This is a genomic window from Rhizobium sp. PK7-22 (genome assembly GCF_056530405.1).
This window is the reverse complement of record NZ_CP096514.1, coordinates 2,104,144-2,117,188: the sequence shown is the minus strand read 5'-3', so window position 1 is coordinate 2,117,188 and position 13,045 is coordinate 2,104,144. Positions and strand designations below refer to the sequence as shown.

General features: G+C 61.5%; 14 protein-coding genes and 3 tRNA genes. 2 read left to right on the top strand and 15 right to left on the bottom strand.

Going from position 1 to position 13,045, the window contains the following annotated elements; all coding sequences use genetic code 11:
• Nucleotides 1-7 precede the first annotated feature (7 nt).
• From nuoK to M1E10_RS15000, 15 genes are all read right to left on the bottom strand, one after another.
• Nucleotides 8-316, bottom strand: a complete 309-nt coding sequence (nuoK, locus tag M1E10_RS15070; protein ID WP_029618603.1) for an NADH-quinone oxidoreductase subunit NuoK — start codon at nucleotides 314-316, stop codon at nucleotides 8-10.
• 24 nt (nucleotides 317-340) lie between these two features.
• The gene (locus M1E10_RS15065; protein WP_499173626.1) at nucleotides 341-955 is read right to left on the bottom strand and encodes an NADH-quinone oxidoreductase subunit J; all 615 of its coding nucleotides are present in this window, start codon (nucleotides 953-955) and stop codon (nucleotides 341-343) included.
• Between the two features lie 129 nt (nucleotides 956-1,084).
• Nucleotides 1,085-1,576, bottom strand: coding sequence for a NuoI/complex I 23 kDa subunit family protein (gene nuoI / locus M1E10_RS15060; protein ID WP_499173625.1), 492 nt, complete (start codon nucleotides 1,574-1,576; stop codon nucleotides 1,085-1,087).
• A 39-nt stretch (nucleotides 1,577-1,615) separates the two neighbouring features.
• Nucleotides 1,616-2,662, bottom strand: a complete 1,047-nt coding sequence (nuoH, locus tag M1E10_RS15055) for a complex I subunit 1/NuoH family protein (RefSeq protein WP_499173624.1) — start codon at nucleotides 2,660-2,662, stop codon at nucleotides 1,616-1,618.
• An 8-nt stretch (nucleotides 2,663-2,670) separates the two neighbouring features.
• The gene (nuoG, locus tag M1E10_RS15050) at nucleotides 2,671-4,752 is read right to left on the bottom strand and encodes an NADH-quinone oxidoreductase subunit G family protein (RefSeq protein ID WP_499173622.1); all 2,082 of its coding nucleotides are present in this window, start codon (nucleotides 4,750-4,752) and stop codon (nucleotides 2,671-2,673) included.
• Between the two features lie 53 nt (nucleotides 4,753-4,805).
• A complete protein-coding gene (locus M1E10_RS15045) occupies nucleotides 4,806-5,444 on the bottom strand; it encodes a helix-hairpin-helix domain-containing protein (RefSeq protein ID WP_499173620.1) in 639 nt (212 codons plus the stop codon).
• A 4-nt stretch (nucleotides 5,445-5,448) separates the two neighbouring features.
• On the bottom strand, nucleotides 5,449-6,753 hold the full coding sequence (nuoF, locus tag M1E10_RS15040; protein WP_499173619.1) for an NADH-quinone oxidoreductase subunit NuoF: 1,305 nt from the start codon (nucleotides 6,751-6,753) through the stop codon (nucleotides 5,449-5,451).
• Nucleotides 6,754-6,843: 90 nt separating this feature from the next.
• The gene (nuoE, locus tag M1E10_RS15035; RefSeq protein WP_499173618.1) at nucleotides 6,844-7,779 is read right to left on the bottom strand and encodes an NADH-quinone oxidoreductase subunit E; all 936 of its coding nucleotides are present in this window, start codon (nucleotides 7,777-7,779) and stop codon (nucleotides 6,844-6,846) included.
• 74 nt (nucleotides 7,780-7,853) lie between these two features.
• Nucleotides 7,854-9,044, bottom strand: a complete 1,191-nt coding sequence (locus tag M1E10_RS15030; RefSeq protein WP_499173617.1) for an NADH-quinone oxidoreductase subunit D — start codon at nucleotides 9,042-9,044, stop codon at nucleotides 7,854-7,856.
• 66 nt (nucleotides 9,045-9,110) lie between these two features.
• Nucleotides 9,111-9,470 carry a four helix bundle protein gene (locus M1E10_RS15025; protein ID WP_499177190.1) on the bottom strand — a complete coding sequence of 120 codons (360 nt, stop codon included), beginning with the start codon at nucleotides 9,468-9,470 and terminating at the stop codon, nucleotides 9,111-9,113.
• 89 nt (nucleotides 9,471-9,559) lie between these two features.
• Nucleotides 9,560-10,162 carry a complex I 30 kDa subunit family protein gene (locus M1E10_RS15020; protein WP_499173616.1) on the bottom strand — a complete coding sequence of 201 codons (603 nt, stop codon included), beginning with the start codon at nucleotides 10,160-10,162 and terminating at the stop codon, nucleotides 9,560-9,562.
• A gap of 16 nt (nucleotides 10,163-10,178) precedes the next feature.
• A complete protein-coding gene (locus M1E10_RS15015) occupies nucleotides 10,179-10,760 on the bottom strand; it encodes a NuoB/complex I 20 kDa subunit family protein (RefSeq protein WP_029618593.1) in 582 nt (193 codons plus the stop codon).
• Nucleotides 10,751-11,116: an NADH-quinone oxidoreductase subunit A gene (locus M1E10_RS15010; protein WP_499173615.1), complete on the bottom strand. Its 366-nt coding sequence runs from the start codon at nucleotides 11,114-11,116 to the stop codon at nucleotides 10,751-10,753. Before M1E10_RS15010 ends, M1E10_RS15015 begins: the two co-directional genes overlap by 10 nt.
• Before the next feature lie 488 nt (nucleotides 11,117-11,604).
• Nucleotides 11,605-11,681 (bottom strand) — tRNA-Asp (locus M1E10_RS15005).
• A gap of 68 nt (nucleotides 11,682-11,749) precedes the next feature.
• Nucleotides 11,750-11,826: transfer RNA gene (locus tag M1E10_RS15000), tRNA-Asp, on the bottom strand.
• 259 nt (nucleotides 11,827-12,085) lie between these two features.
• Here M1E10_RS15000 and M1E10_RS14995 point away from each other — a divergent pair.
• Nucleotides 12,086-12,161, top strand: a tRNA-Val gene (locus M1E10_RS14995).
• 115 nt (nucleotides 12,162-12,276) lie between these two features.
• Nucleotides 12,277-13,026 (top strand): hypothetical protein, encoded by a 750-nt coding sequence (locus M1E10_RS14990; RefSeq protein ID WP_499173614.1) that lies wholly within the window; start codon nucleotides 12,277-12,279, stop codon nucleotides 13,024-13,026.
• Nucleotides 13,027-13,045: the final 19 nt, after the last annotated feature.

The window sequence follows — 13,045 nt, the reverse complement described above, 5'->3', positions numbered from 1 at the left end:
GACCTGATCAGCCCTTCATCATGTTGACGTCTTCGACCGCAATCGATCCGCGGTTGCGGTAGAAGACGACGAGAATTGCAAGCCCGATCGCAGCTTCCGCGGCCGCGACGGTCAGAATGAACAGCGCAAACACCTGGCCGACGATGTCGTTCAGGAAGGACGAGAAGGCGACCATGTTGAGGTTGACCGACAACAGGATGAGTTCGATCGACATCAGGATGATGATGACGTTCTTGCGGTTCAGAAAAATCCCGAAGACGCCCAGGATAAAGAGGATGGCGCTGACCGTCAGGTAGTGGGAGAGACCGATTTCCATGTTCGTATTCCTTCTTCGCCTACCTTAGATGCCCTGGCCCGGCTTGACCTTGACCACCTCAACGGCGGTTTCGGGCGTGCGCGCAACCTGTGCAGAAATGTCCTGGCGCTTGATGTTCTGGCGGTGGCGGAGCGTGAGCACGATGGCGCCGATCATGGCGACCAGCAGCACCATTCCCGCGACCTGGAAGAAGTAGACGTAGTTTGTATAGAGCACGTCGCCCAGCGCCGCAGTATTGGTGCGCTCCAGAGGATTGGGAATGGGCATGGTGATGGACTGCGCCGCCTGTGGCGATAGCACGGTGCCGCCGATCACGACGATCAACTCCGCAGCCACGATCAACCCGACCAGCACGCCGATGGGCGCATACTGAAGGACGCCCGACCGCAGCTCCGCAAAATCGATGTCGAGCATCATGACGACAAAGAGGAAGAGAACCGCGACCGCGCCGATGTAGACGACGAGCAGGATCATCGCCAGGAACTCGGCGCCGGTCAGCAGGAACAGTCCGGCGGCGTTGAAAAAGACAAGGATCAGGAACAGTACCGAATGAACCGGGTTCTTTGCGGAAATGACCATGAAGGCCGAGGCCACAGCCACGAACGCGAAGAGATAAAAGAAAACAGCCTGCAGAGCCATTACGGTGCCTTTTCGTCCTTGTCGGGAACAGGCGAATGCCCCTCCCCGTTCGTCCCGGGCCAGAAGTGCCGACCGGGAATGTCCGTTCAAATTGTCACTCCGCCCGCGGATGCGGGCGGCTACGAATACTCACCGGTATGGTGCGTCCTGCGCCATGTTGCGCGCGATCTCGCGCTCCCAGCGGTCGCCGTTGTCGAGCAGACGCGCCTTGTCGTAGTAGAGCTCCTCACGGGTCTCGGTCGAGAACTCGAAGTTCGGTCCTTCGACGATCGCGTCCACCGGGCAGGCTTCCTGGCAGAAGCCGCAGTAGATGCACTTCACCATGTCGATGTCGTAGCGCACCGTGCGGCGGGTGCCGTCGTTGCGCCGTGGGCCGGCCTCGATGGTGATCGCCTGGGCGGGACAGATCGCCTCGCAGAGCTTGCAGGCGATGCAACGCTCTTCGCCGTTCGGATAACGGCGCAGGACATGCTCGCCCCGGAACCGCGGCGACACAGGGTTCTTCTCGAACGGATAGTTGATCGTCGCCTTCGGCTTGAAGAAGTAGCGCATCGACAGGAAGAACCCCGAAACGAATTCCTTCAGGAACAGCGAGCTGACGGTCTGGGTAAAACTGGCCATCGTTATTCTCCAGTGCGGCTCTGAGCGAGAGGGGACATGTTATGCCCACCCCATCAGCTTGAGCACGAATGCGGTGATGATGACCATGGCGAGCGAGAGCGGAAGGAAGACCTTCCAGCCCAGCCGCATCAGCTGGTCGTAGCGGTAGCGCGGAACGAATGCCTTCACCATCGAGTAGCCGAAGAAGATCAGCAGTACCTTCATGATGAACCAGACGATGCCCGGGACCCAGTTGAGGATCCAGATGTCGACCGGCGGCAGCCAGCCTCCCAGAAACAGGATCGTCGTCAGCGAGCAGATCAGCAGGATGGCCGCATATTCGCTGAGCATCAGCATCATGTACGGTGCCGAGGAATACTCGACCATGTAGCCGGCGACGAGTTCCGACTCGGCCTCGGGAAGATCGAAGGGCGGACGGTTGGTTTCGGCAAGTCCCGAGATAAAGAAGACGATGAACATCGGGAAGAGCGGCAGCCAGTGCCAGTCGAGGAACGACGGCGGCAGCCCCATCATCGTGCCGAGGCCGTCCCGCTGGGCAAAGACCATGTCGGAAAGATTGAGAGAGCCGACGCAGAGCAGAACGGTGACGAGAACGAAGCCGATCGAGACTTCATAGGAGACCATCTGCGCCGCCGAGCGCAGCGCGCCGAGGAAGGGATACTTCGAGTTCGATGCCCATCCCGCCATGATGATCCCGTAAACCTCGAGCGAGGAGATCGCGAAGATGTAGAGAATGCCGACATTGATGTTGGCGATCACCCAGTTCTCGTTGAACGGGATCACGGCCCAGGTGGCGAGCGCCAGCGTCACCGAGACGAGCGGTGCCAGCAGGAAGACGCCCTTGTTGGCGCCCGACGGGATGATCGGCTCCTTGAAGACGAACTTCAGCAGGTCGGCGAAGGACTGAAACAGCCCCCAGGGACCGACGACATTAGGGCCGCGACGCAGCTGGACGGCTGCCCAGACCTTACGGTCGGCATAGAGAATGTAGGCGATGAAGACGAGGAGACAGACGAGGACCAGCAGAGACTGGGCAATCATCACCAGCGCAGGCCAACCGTAGGTCGAGAAAAATGTATCGTCCATAATTCCTGTTACTCCGCCGCAGCCTTGAAATTGTCGCGGGCCAATGCCGAGCATTCGGCCATCACGGCCGAGGCGCGGGCAATTGGGTTCGTCAAATAGAAGTCTTTGATCGGCGACGCAAATCCAGACTTGCTCATCTCACCCGCTTTTTCACCAAGTGCGGCGATTTCACTGACATTGCCCACCGCAATCTCGTCCAGTGCGGCAAAATGCGGGTAGGCCTCGTAGAGCTTGGCGCGCAATGCGTGGAGAGAATCAAACGGCAGCTTCTGGCCCAGCACGTCCGACAGGGCGCGGATGATTGCCCAATCCTCACGGGCCTCACCCGGCGCGAAGCCAGCGCGGTTGCCCATCTGGACGCGCCCTTCGGTGTTGACCCAGGTACCGGACTTTTCGGTATAGGCTGCCGCCGGCAGGATGACGTCGGCATGATGGGCACCGGCGTCACCGTGGCTGCCGATGTAGACCGTGAACTTCGCGCCCTTGCGGGAGAAGTCCAGTTCGTCCGCACCGAGCAGGAAGAGGACATCCATGCCGTTCAGCATGTCGGCAGCGTTCACGCCGTTCGCCCCCGGCACGAAGCCGAGATCGAGGCCGCCGACGCGCGAGGCGGCCGTGTGCAGGACGCCGAAGCCGTTCCACTCGTCCGTCAGCGCACCGACGGCATTGGCCAGCTTCGATGCGGCGTTCAGGATGGCAGCGCCGTCGGCGCGCGACAGGGCGCCCTGCCCCACGATGATCATCGGGTTCTTGGCGTTGCGCAGCTTGTCGAGGAAGTCGCCGGTGCCATTGACGAGTTCGCCCAGGGTATCGGGGCCTGAGCCGAGATACTCATAGCTATAGCGCAGGTCGCCGCCCTCGCCGATCACGCCGATCGGGAAGCCGCCGCGCCGCCAGCGCTTGCGGATGCGGGCGTTGAGGACAGCCGCCTCGAGGCGCGGGTTGGCGCCGATCAGCAGCAGCGCATCGGCCTGGTCGATGCCTTCGATGGTTGGGTTGAAGAGATAGCTGGCGCGGCCGAGCGACGGGTTGAGCGCAACACCATCCTGGCGGCAGTCGAGGTTGTCTGAGCCGAGCGAGCGGATCAGCTCCTTCAGGGCGTACATTTCCTCGACGGCAGCGAGATCGCCGGCAATCGCTCCGATCTTGTCGGCCGAGGTGGCCGATACGGCAGCCTTGATGGCAGCGAAGGCTTCACCCCAGCTGGCGGCCTGCAGGCGGCCATCACGGCGTACGTAGGGCCGGTCGAGGCGCTGCGTCTTCAGGCCGTCCCAGATGAAGCGGGTCTTGTCGGAGATCCACTCCTCGTTCACCTGCTCGTTAATGCGCGGCATGATGCGCATGACTTCGCGGCCGCGCGTATCGACGCGAATGGCGGAGCCCAGCGCATCCATGACGTCGATCGATTCGGTCTTGCCAAGTTCCCAGGGGCGCGCCGTGAAGGCGAAAGGGCGCGAGGTCAGCGCACCGACGGGGCAAAGGTCGATGACGTTGCCCTGCAGCTCGGAGGTCATGGCGTGTTCGAGATAGGTCGTGATCTCGGCATCCTCGCCACGACCGATCAGGCCGAGCTCGGAGATGCCGCCGACTTCGGTCGTGAAGCGGACGCAGCGCGTGCAGTGGATGCAGCGGTTCATCACGGTCTTGACGAGCGGGCCGATGTATTTGTCTTCGACGGCGCGCTTGTTCTCCGTGTAGCGGGACGCGTCCATACCGAAGGCCATGGCCTGGTCCTGCAGGTCGCATTCGCCGCCCTGGTCGCAGATCGGACAATCCAGCGGGTGATTGATGAGCAGGAACTCCATCACCCCTTCACGGGCCTTCTTGACCATTGGCGTGTTGGTATAGACCTCCGGCAGCTCGCCGTTGGGGCCTGGACGGACATCGCGCACGCCCATGGCGCAGGAGGCGGCGGGCTTCGGCGGACCGCCCTTCACCTCGACCAGACACATGCGGCAGTTGCCGGCCACCGACAGGCGCTCGTGGAAACAGAAGCGCGGAACCTCGGCGCCGGCTTCCTCGCACGCCTGCAACAGCGTGAAATGATCCGGAACCTCGATTTCCTTGCCGTCAACCTTCAGCTTTGCCATCGTCTCACTTACGTCCTGTGTTCATCCCGCGGCCTGAAAACCGGGGAAAATCCTTACTCTGCCAGCTTCCTGGCTTGGCCGACCCAGTCATCCCGGCCGATGCGCCCATCGAGCCCGAGAGCCTCGTCGAATTTGGCAATATCGTCCTCGCTCCAAGCTGCAATCTGAGCGAGGCGGTTCACGCCTTTTTCCTGCAGCACCTGTTCAAGCTTCGGGCCGATCCCCTTGATCTTTTTCAGGTCTTCCGTCTTGGCGTCGGCTGCAGGCTTGGCGGCCGGCTTTGCCTTGGCGGTGCGCTTCGGCTGCGCCTTTGGTTCTGTCTCGGCGGCCTTCGCTACCTTGGAAGCCTTGGTGCTGGCCGGCTTGTGGCGTGTCACTTTCGGCTTTGGCGCAGGAGCCGGTTGTGCCGGGACGTCTGCAGCGTTCTGCGGACGCGCCGCGGCGTCGGTCGTCTCGTTCGTGCGGCTTGTCCGCTTTGATGCCTCGAGGGCATTCTGGAGCGCGCCGAAGAAGGCGCTGGCGAACTGGCTGGTGATCGTCAATCCGACGGCCGTCGCGGTCGCCATGGCGGCGGCCGACTGGGCCATGAGCGGGTTCATAGCCAGAGCGTCGGCGAAAGGCGCGCGCGCGGGCTCAGCCGCAGGCTTGTCTGCCGCCGCCTTGTCCTCGGGTCCTGTCACCGGTTTCTTCACCAGGTTACTCCGCTGCTTCCATGACGGCGCCATGCGCCATCGCCTTGTGGGTATAGCTATCGATCCGCGCCTCGATTTCCGGACGGAAATTGCGGATCAGGCCCTGGACCGGCCAGGCCGCCGCATCGCCGAGCGCGCAAATGGTGTGCCCTTCGATCTGCTTGGACACCTGCAGCAGCATGTCGATCTCGCGCTTCTGGGCGTTGCCGGTCACCATGCGCTCCATCACCCGCCACATCCAGCCGGTGCCTTCGCGGCACGGCGTGCACTGGCCGCAGCTCTCGTGCTTAAAGAAGGCCGAAAGGCGGGCGATCGCCTTGATGACGTCGGTCGACTTGTCCATGACGATGATCGCCGCGGTGCCGAAGGACGACTTCTTGTCGCGCATGCCGTCGAAGTCCATGATCGCGTCTTCCATGTCCTCGCCCCGGATGATCGGGCAGGAGGCGCCGCCTGGAATGACCGCCAGCAGATTGTCCCAGCCGCCGCGCACGCCGCCGGCGTGCTTTTCGATCAGCTCCCGGAACGGGATGCTCATCGCCTCTTCCACGGTGCACGGCTTGTTGACGTGGCCGGAGATCATGAACAGCTTGGTGCCGACGTTGTTCGGGCGGCCGATCGACGAGAACCAGCCGGCGCCGCGGCGCAGGATGGTCGGCGCAACGGCGATGGACTCGACGTTGTTGACCGTCGTCGGGCAGCCGTAGAGGCCCATGTTGGCCGGGAACGGCGGCTTGAGGCGCGGCTGGCCCTTCTTGCCCTCCAGGCTTTCCAGAAGTGCCGTCTCTTCGCCGCAGATATAGGCGCCGGCGCCATGGTGGACGAAGATGTCGAAGTCCCAGCCGATCTTGTTGTTCGCGCCGAGGAGGCCCGCGTCATAGCATTCGTCGATGGCGGCCTGAAGCGCCTCGCGCTCGCGCATGTATTCGCCGCGGACGTAGATATAGGCGGTGTGGGCACCCATGGCGAAACCGGCAATCACGCAGCCTTCGATCAGCGTGTGCGGATCATGGCGCAGGATCTCGCGATCCTTGCAGGTGCCCGGCTCCGATTCGTCGGCATTGACGACGAGGTAATGCGGCCGGCCGTCGGATTCCTTGGGCATGAACGACCACTTGAGACCGGTCGGGAAGCCGGCGCCGCCGCGGCCGCGCAGGCCCGACGCCTTCATCTCGTCGATGATCCAGTCGCGACCCTTCTCGATGATCTGCTTGGTGCCATCCCAGTGGCCGCGGCTCATCGCGCCCTTCAGGGACTTGTCCTTGAGACCGTAGATATTGGTAAAGATGCGATCCTGGTCTTTTAGCATGATCTATTCCACCGGTCCGCCGACATCCGAGGTCGGCCATTGATATGCATCATGCAGCCAACGGCATGGCCACACAACAAATAGCATTCCTTAAGAAGTCTCGCCTTCCGGCGTCGGCTTCTTGCGTGAGCGCTTCGGCTTGGCGTCGCCCGAGACGGCACCGGGCTCCGGCGGCGCGCCCTCGGCGGCACTGCCGGCGCGCTTGCGGTCGGGCTTGTCCGTCTTCGCGGTTCCCGACAGCGGCTGCGTCTCGGCCGTCTCGACGCGCTGCTGGGCGCCGGCCTTGTCCGTCAGAGGCGTCTTGATCGACTTGTCCGCCTCTTCCGCCGTGTCCTCGGCGCGCCCTGCATCGGTCGGCGCCATGGGTTCTGCGTCCGGATCCGGCTTCGGCTCCAGGTTGGTGCGCACCGGCTTGATCTCTTCCGTCAGCGTCGTCGGGCCGCCGACGGGGGCAGACACCAGACGGTCCACCTGCGGACCGGGCGTGATCTCATTGCCCCGTCCGGCGTGGAAGCGGTCGATGATGTGCTCGAGCTGCGTCGGCGTCAGATCTTCATAGGCATCCTTGAAGATCATCACCATCGGCGCGTTGACGCAGGCGCCCTGACATTCCACCTCTTCCCAGGACAGCGTGCCGTCCTCGTTGAGGTGGAGGGGGTCGGCGTGGATCTTGCTCTTGCAGACCCTGATCAGGTCCTCGGCGCCGCGCAGCATGCAGGGCGTCGTGCCGCAGACCTGCACGTGGGCGCGGGTGCCGACCGGCTTCAGCTGGAACTGGGTGTAGAAGGTCGCCACTTCCAGGACGCGGATGAAAGCCATGTCGAGCTTCTGCGCGACGAATTCGATGGCCGCGCGCGTCACCCAGCCGTCCTGCTCCTGAGCCCGCATCAGAAGCGGGATCACGGCGGACTGCTGGCGCCCCTCCGGATACTTGCGGATGGTGGCCTCGGCCCAGCCGGCATTCTCCTCACTGAAGGCGAAGGCTGACGGTTGGACATTGTCTTCGGCTAGTCGACGAACGGACATTCTTTCTTACGCCTTATCAGTCTTGGAACCGCACTGCCCGGATGCAGCGCCTGTTGAAGCCACGAAGCGGGTCATCAGCGATCCACCTCACCGAACACGATGTCGAGCGAGCCGAGGACCGCCGACACGTCGGCCAGCTGGTGGCCGCGGCACATGAAGTCCATCGCCTGCAGATGGGCAAACCCCGGCGCGCGGATCTTCAGGCGGTAGGGCTTGTTGGTGCCGTCGGCGACGAGATAGACGCCGAACTCGCCCTTCGGCGCCTCGACGGCCGCATACACCTCGCCGGCCGGCACGTGGTAACCTTCCGTGTAGAGCTTGAAGTGGTGGATCAGCGCTTCCATGGAGCGCTTCATCTCGCCGCGCTTGGGTGGCACGACCTTGCCGTCCAGCGACGAGACCGGGCCGACCTTGGCGTCGCCCATCAGGCGGTTGACGCACTGCTTCATGATCTTCACGGATTCGCGCATCTCGATCATGCGGATCACGTAGCGATCGTAGCAGTCGCCGTTCTTGCCGATCGGAATGTCGAAATCCATGTCGGCATAGCATTCGTAGGGCTGCGACTTGCGCAGATCCCAGGCCGCACCCGAACCTCGCACCATGACGCCCGAGAAGCCCAAGGCCCAGCAGTCTTCCAGCTTGACGACGCCGATGTCGACGTTGCGCTGCTTGAAGATGCGGTTGCCGGTCAGAAGCGCGTCGATGTCGTCCAGCGCGCCCAGGAAGGGATCGCACCAGGCACCGATGTCTTCCACCAGCTCCGGCGGCAGGTCCTGATGAACGCCGCCTGGGCGGAAGTAGGCCGCATGCATGCGCGACCCGGAGGCGCGCTCGTAGAAGACCATCAGCTTCTCGCGCTCTTCGAAGCCCCAGAGCGGTGGCGTCAGCGCGCCGACGTCGAGCGCCTGCGTCGTCACGTTGAGCAGGTGCGACAGGATGCGGCCGATTTCGGAGTAGAGCACGCGGATCAGCTGACCGCGGATGGGAACCTCGAGGCCGAGCAGCTTCTCGACCGCGAGACAGTAGGCATGCTCCTGATTCATCGGCGCGACGTAGTCAAGACGATCGAAATAGGGCAGCGCCTGCAGGTAGGTCTTCGTCTCGATCAGCTTCTCGGTGCCGCGGTGCAGCAGGCCGATGTGCGGATCGACCCGCTCGACGATCTCGCCGTCGAGCTCCAGCACAAGCCGCAACACGCCGTGCGCCGCCGGATGCTGCGGTCCGAAGTTGATGTTGAAGTTGCGGACGTTGTGTTCGTTCATGTTAGGCGCGCTCCGCGCTTGGAGGATATAGCGAATAGCGAATAGCGAATGGTGGGTCCAAACGGTTCATGTCTTTTCCTGCAGACTTCGGATCAACGCTCTGATCATTCGGCCAATTTCATCGCACTGCTCCATGAGGCTCTGAAACTGGGGTGCCGCGAGGATTTCCACCCGGCGCGCGATGATCATGTGCGTCTCCAACTCTTTCAGGGATCCTTGCGCTATCCTCAGGAACTGAATGAAACTGCCGGTGCTGTCTCGCCCGTGGCCTTCCGCAATATTTGCGGCAACCGATGTTGCCGCTCTGCGGACCTGAGCTGTCAAACCGTAGACTTCAGCCTTCGGAAACCCTTCGCTGGCGCGATAGCAGTGAACTGCAAGCTCGATTGCCTGCTGCCAGACCTTGAGATCCCTGTAGGAATTGATCGTCTGCTCGTTCCTTTCGTTTCGGCGAAACAACTATTCGCTATTCGCTACTCGCTATTCGCCCTACCTAATGCCTACTGCCTAATACTTCAGACCTTCGCCTTCTCGTCGCCAGGGAGCACATAGTCGGTCCCCTCCCAGGGCGAGAGGAAATCGAAGCTGCGGAATTCCTGCCGCAGGTTTACCGGCTCATACACAACACGCTTGGCACCGTCGTCGAAGCGAACCTCCACAAAACCGGTCGTCGGGAAATCCTTGCGCAGCGGATGGCCCTCGAAGCCGTAGTCGGTGAGGATGCGGCGCAGGTCCGGGTGGCCGGTGAACAGGATGCCGTACATGTCCCAGGCTTCGCGTTCGAACCAGTCGGCGCCGGGATAGACGCCGAAGGCGGACGGGACGGGTTCGTCCTCGGCCACCAGCACCTTGATGCGGATGCGCGTGTTCTGGCGCGGCGACAGCAGGTGGTAGACGACGTCGAAGCGCTTTTCGCGCTGCGGCCAGTCGACGCCACAGATGTCGATGAAGTTGATGAACCCGCACTGCACGTCGTCGCGCAGGAAGGTCAAAAGCGGGATCAGCTTCTCCGGCGTGGTCATGACCGTCAGCTCGCCGAAGGCGATGTCGGCCGATTCCACCAGGTCCGGATGCATTTCGGCAATATGCGCCGAGAGGTCTCTGAGGGCTTCGCTCATGTCGGTGTCCTTGCCCTTAGCGCTCGATCGTGCCGGTACGGCGGATCTTCTTCTGCAGCAGAAGCACGCCGTAAAGCAGTGCCTCTGCCGTGGGGGGACAGCCCGGTACGTAGATGTCCACCGGCACGATGCGGTCGCAGCCGCGTACCACGGAGTAGGAATAGTGATAGTAGCCGCCGCCGTTGGCGCAGGAGCCCATCGAGATCACGTAGCGCGGCTCGGGCATCTGGTCGTAGACCTTGCGCAGCGCCGGCGCCATCTTGTTGGTGAGCGTGCCCGCGACGATCATCACGTCGGACTGGCGCGGCGAGGCGCGCGGCGCAAAGCCGAAGCGCTCGGCGTCATAGCGCGGCATCGACATCTGCATCATCTCGACGGCGCAGCAGGCCAGACCGAAGGTCATCCACATCAGCGAGCCGGTGCGCGCCCAGGTGATCAGCTCGTCGGTCGAGGTGACGAGGAAGCCCTTGTCGGCGAGCTCGTTGTTGATCTCGCCGAAGAAACGGTCATCGCTGCCGACCGGCTTGCCGGTGGCAGGATCGATGATGCCCTTGGGTTGTGGCGCGACGAGGGTGTTGCCGTGATCGACTACTCCCATTCCAGCGCTCCTTTCTTCCACTCATAAATGAAGCCGACCGTGAGGACGGCGAGGAATACCATCATCGACCAGAAGCCGAACCAGCCGATCTCGCCGAAGGACACCGCCCAGGGGAACAGGAAGGCCACTTCCAGATCGAAGATGATGAACAGGATCGACACCAGGTAGAACCGGATGTCGAATTTCATGCGCGCGTCGTCGAAGGCGTTGAAGCCGCATTCGTAGGCTGACAGCTTTTCCGAGTCGGGCGCCTTGTAGGCGACGGCGAACGGGGCAATCAGCAGAGCCAGTCCGATCACGAGGGCAATACCGATGAAGATTGCGATCGGGATGTAGGCAGTGAGGAGTTCACTCATGGTAGTCGATCCCTGCTTGCCGGTAGCGCCGGGCGGCGCTCGATCAACAATGCACGGGCAAAGCGAACGTGCATTGCAATTGGCCCGTGACTACCGCAGCGCACGCCCGCACGCAAGACATTTAGCGACCGCCGCTTGCGCCTATACGGCACAGCTGCACAGGAACATCGGCGACATCCGGAGGCTTTGCCGCGCAGCCAAAGGGAACGCGTCGAAACCGCATTAAAAGCTGATTTCATCTTATAAAGTCACGACAGCCTGAAAAGGCCACAAAAGCGAGAGCAGCACGTGGCCGCCGGGAGAATCAGTCGATGCCGCCGGGAGAATCAGTCGATCAGCCGCAATCGACCCTGACCCGAAAGATGGGGGCGCTCCCCTGCCTTCGCAAGAGAATCGGCGGCTGTTTTTCAGCAAATTCTAAAACTGGAAACCGGCGCACGGCTGGCGGCAGTTGAAGCGACTGTCGGGAGGGAGGAATTGGGTGAAACTGGCGCGAGTGACGGGGCTCGAACCCGCGACCTCCGGCGTGACAGGCCGGCACTCTAACCAACTGAGCTACACCCGCGCATATGTTTCCGCCTTTCGGCGATCCGACATTCATTGAAGAACATCGGCAGACTTCGAGGATACGAATGGCGCGAGTGACGGGGCTCGAACCCGCGACCTCCGGCGTGACAGGCCGGCACTCTAACCAACTGAGCTACACCCGCGCATTTCGTAAGGGCCAAGACCCTTCCCGGAGCGGCCTCGACCGCCTCGGATGAGCGGCTAACTAAGAGGTTCGCGAACGGGTGTCAAGCGCGTTTCAAGACAAAAGGATGAAGGGTGCAAGCTTTGCCCACAACCACCGCGACGCACCCGCGACCGCATCAAAAAAATCCGCTTCTTAGCAGAAAGCCTCTTGCGGTTTCTCCGCGATCCGCATAGATCACGGCCACCGACGCGCCGGACATGCTCCGCGACGCGAGAGGGCGATTAGCTCAGTTGGTAGAGCGCCTCGTTTACACCGAGGATGTCGGCGGTTCGAGTCCGTCATCGCCCACCATTTTCCCGTTGCCATATATATAACAGGACTTGCTGCGCTGGCCTTATGCGATTACGCAGGAGGTAGCAGCGCGCGGCTCCCCTCAGCGCTATTAAGTGATGTAGCGGAGATGCACGTGAAATCTTCCAATAAGCTGCGGAGCATTGATAGCTTCTTAGTGGATTTCTTTAGCCGCATTGATCCGAATCAGCTCATACCTGATGAAAACTCTTATTCTGCGGATAGAAGGACCCAGTTCAAAGCTCCAGATCACTTTATGTTCGATCGCCGGATCTTAGTTGAGAGAAAATCCCTACAGGCCCACAACAACGCATTCCTCGACCGCATCAATATTGTGACGAAAGAACAGGGCGAAGAGTATGTAGTCTTCGGCGAAGCTAGCGTGAACGCGCTCTTTCGCGGTCTTCAGGATCCAGCCCGAGCACATAGGCGCTTCGAGAAACTGTCTCTTAATAAACTTGAATCTCACATAGTTGACGCACGTGATAAGTTCAACGAGCACAGTTCGGCGACGGGAGTCGTGGCAGCCAGTCGAATCGTCATAATCAGCGACGAAGGTGGGACAGTTGCAACTGATGGAAGGCTGGTCGAGTGGTTTATGGGACAGCTATTCGCACGTCGTAGCAAAACACGAGATAAAGTTGGATCTATAAACTCCATAGTATACATCCGAGACCCTCAGCACACTATCACGGGCGAAAACGCACATTGGTTTAAATGGGTTACGCAAGAGAAAGCCACGACTGAGCAACGTTCTGACATTACTTTTTTTGGAGGGTTGATCTACACAGCGCTTGCTGCCCATTTCAAAGATGTCGGGAAAGACACCCGCAAGTTTGGCGATCCGGTACAGCTTCTCGTATGAAAAGCGCTATGATTACCTG

What these genes read in the sequence shown, in the direction of transcription:
- nuoK (WP_029618603.1), bottom strand. Translation starts at nt 316, where the DNA reads ATGGAAATCGGTCTCTCCCACTACCTGACGGTCAGCGCCATCCTCTTT.
- M1E10_RS15010 (WP_499173615.1), bottom strand. Translation starts at nt 11,116, where the DNA reads ATGAGTGAACTCCTCACTGCCTACATCCCGATCGCAATCTTCATCGGT.
- nuoF (WP_499173619.1), bottom strand. Translation starts at nt 6,753, where the DNA reads ATGCTAAAAGACCAGGATCGCATCTTTACCAATATCTACGGTCTCAAG.
- M1E10_RS15015 (WP_029618593.1), bottom strand. Translation starts at nt 10,760, where the DNA reads ATGGGAGTAGTCGATCACGGCAACACCCTCGTCGCGCCACAACCCAAG.
- nuoE (WP_499173618.1), bottom strand. Translation starts at nt 7,779, where the DNA reads ATGTCCGTTCGTCGACTAGCCGAAGACAATGTCCAACCGTCAGCCTTC.
- M1E10_RS15030 (WP_499173617.1), bottom strand. Translation starts at nt 9,044, where the DNA reads ATGAACGAACACAACGTCCGCAACTTCAACATCAACTTCGGACCGCAG.
- M1E10_RS15065 (WP_499173626.1), bottom strand. Translation starts at nt 955, where the DNA reads ATGGCTCTGCAGGCTGTTTTCTTTTATCTCTTCGCGTTCGTGGCTGTG.
- M1E10_RS15020 (WP_499173616.1), bottom strand. Translation starts at nt 10,162, where the DNA reads ATGAGCGAAGCCCTCAGAGACCTCTCGGCGCATATTGCCGAAATGCAT.
- nuoH (WP_499173624.1), bottom strand. Translation starts at nt 2,662, where the DNA reads ATGGACGATACATTTTTCTCGACCTACGGTTGGCCTGCGCTGGTGATG.
- nuoG (WP_499173622.1), bottom strand. Translation starts at nt 4,752, where the DNA reads ATGGCAAAGCTGAAGGTTGACGGCAAGGAAATCGAGGTTCCGGATCAT.
- nuoI (WP_499173625.1), bottom strand. Translation starts at nt 1,576, where the DNA reads ATGGCCAGTTTTACCCAGACCGTCAGCTCGCTGTTCCTGAAGGAATTC.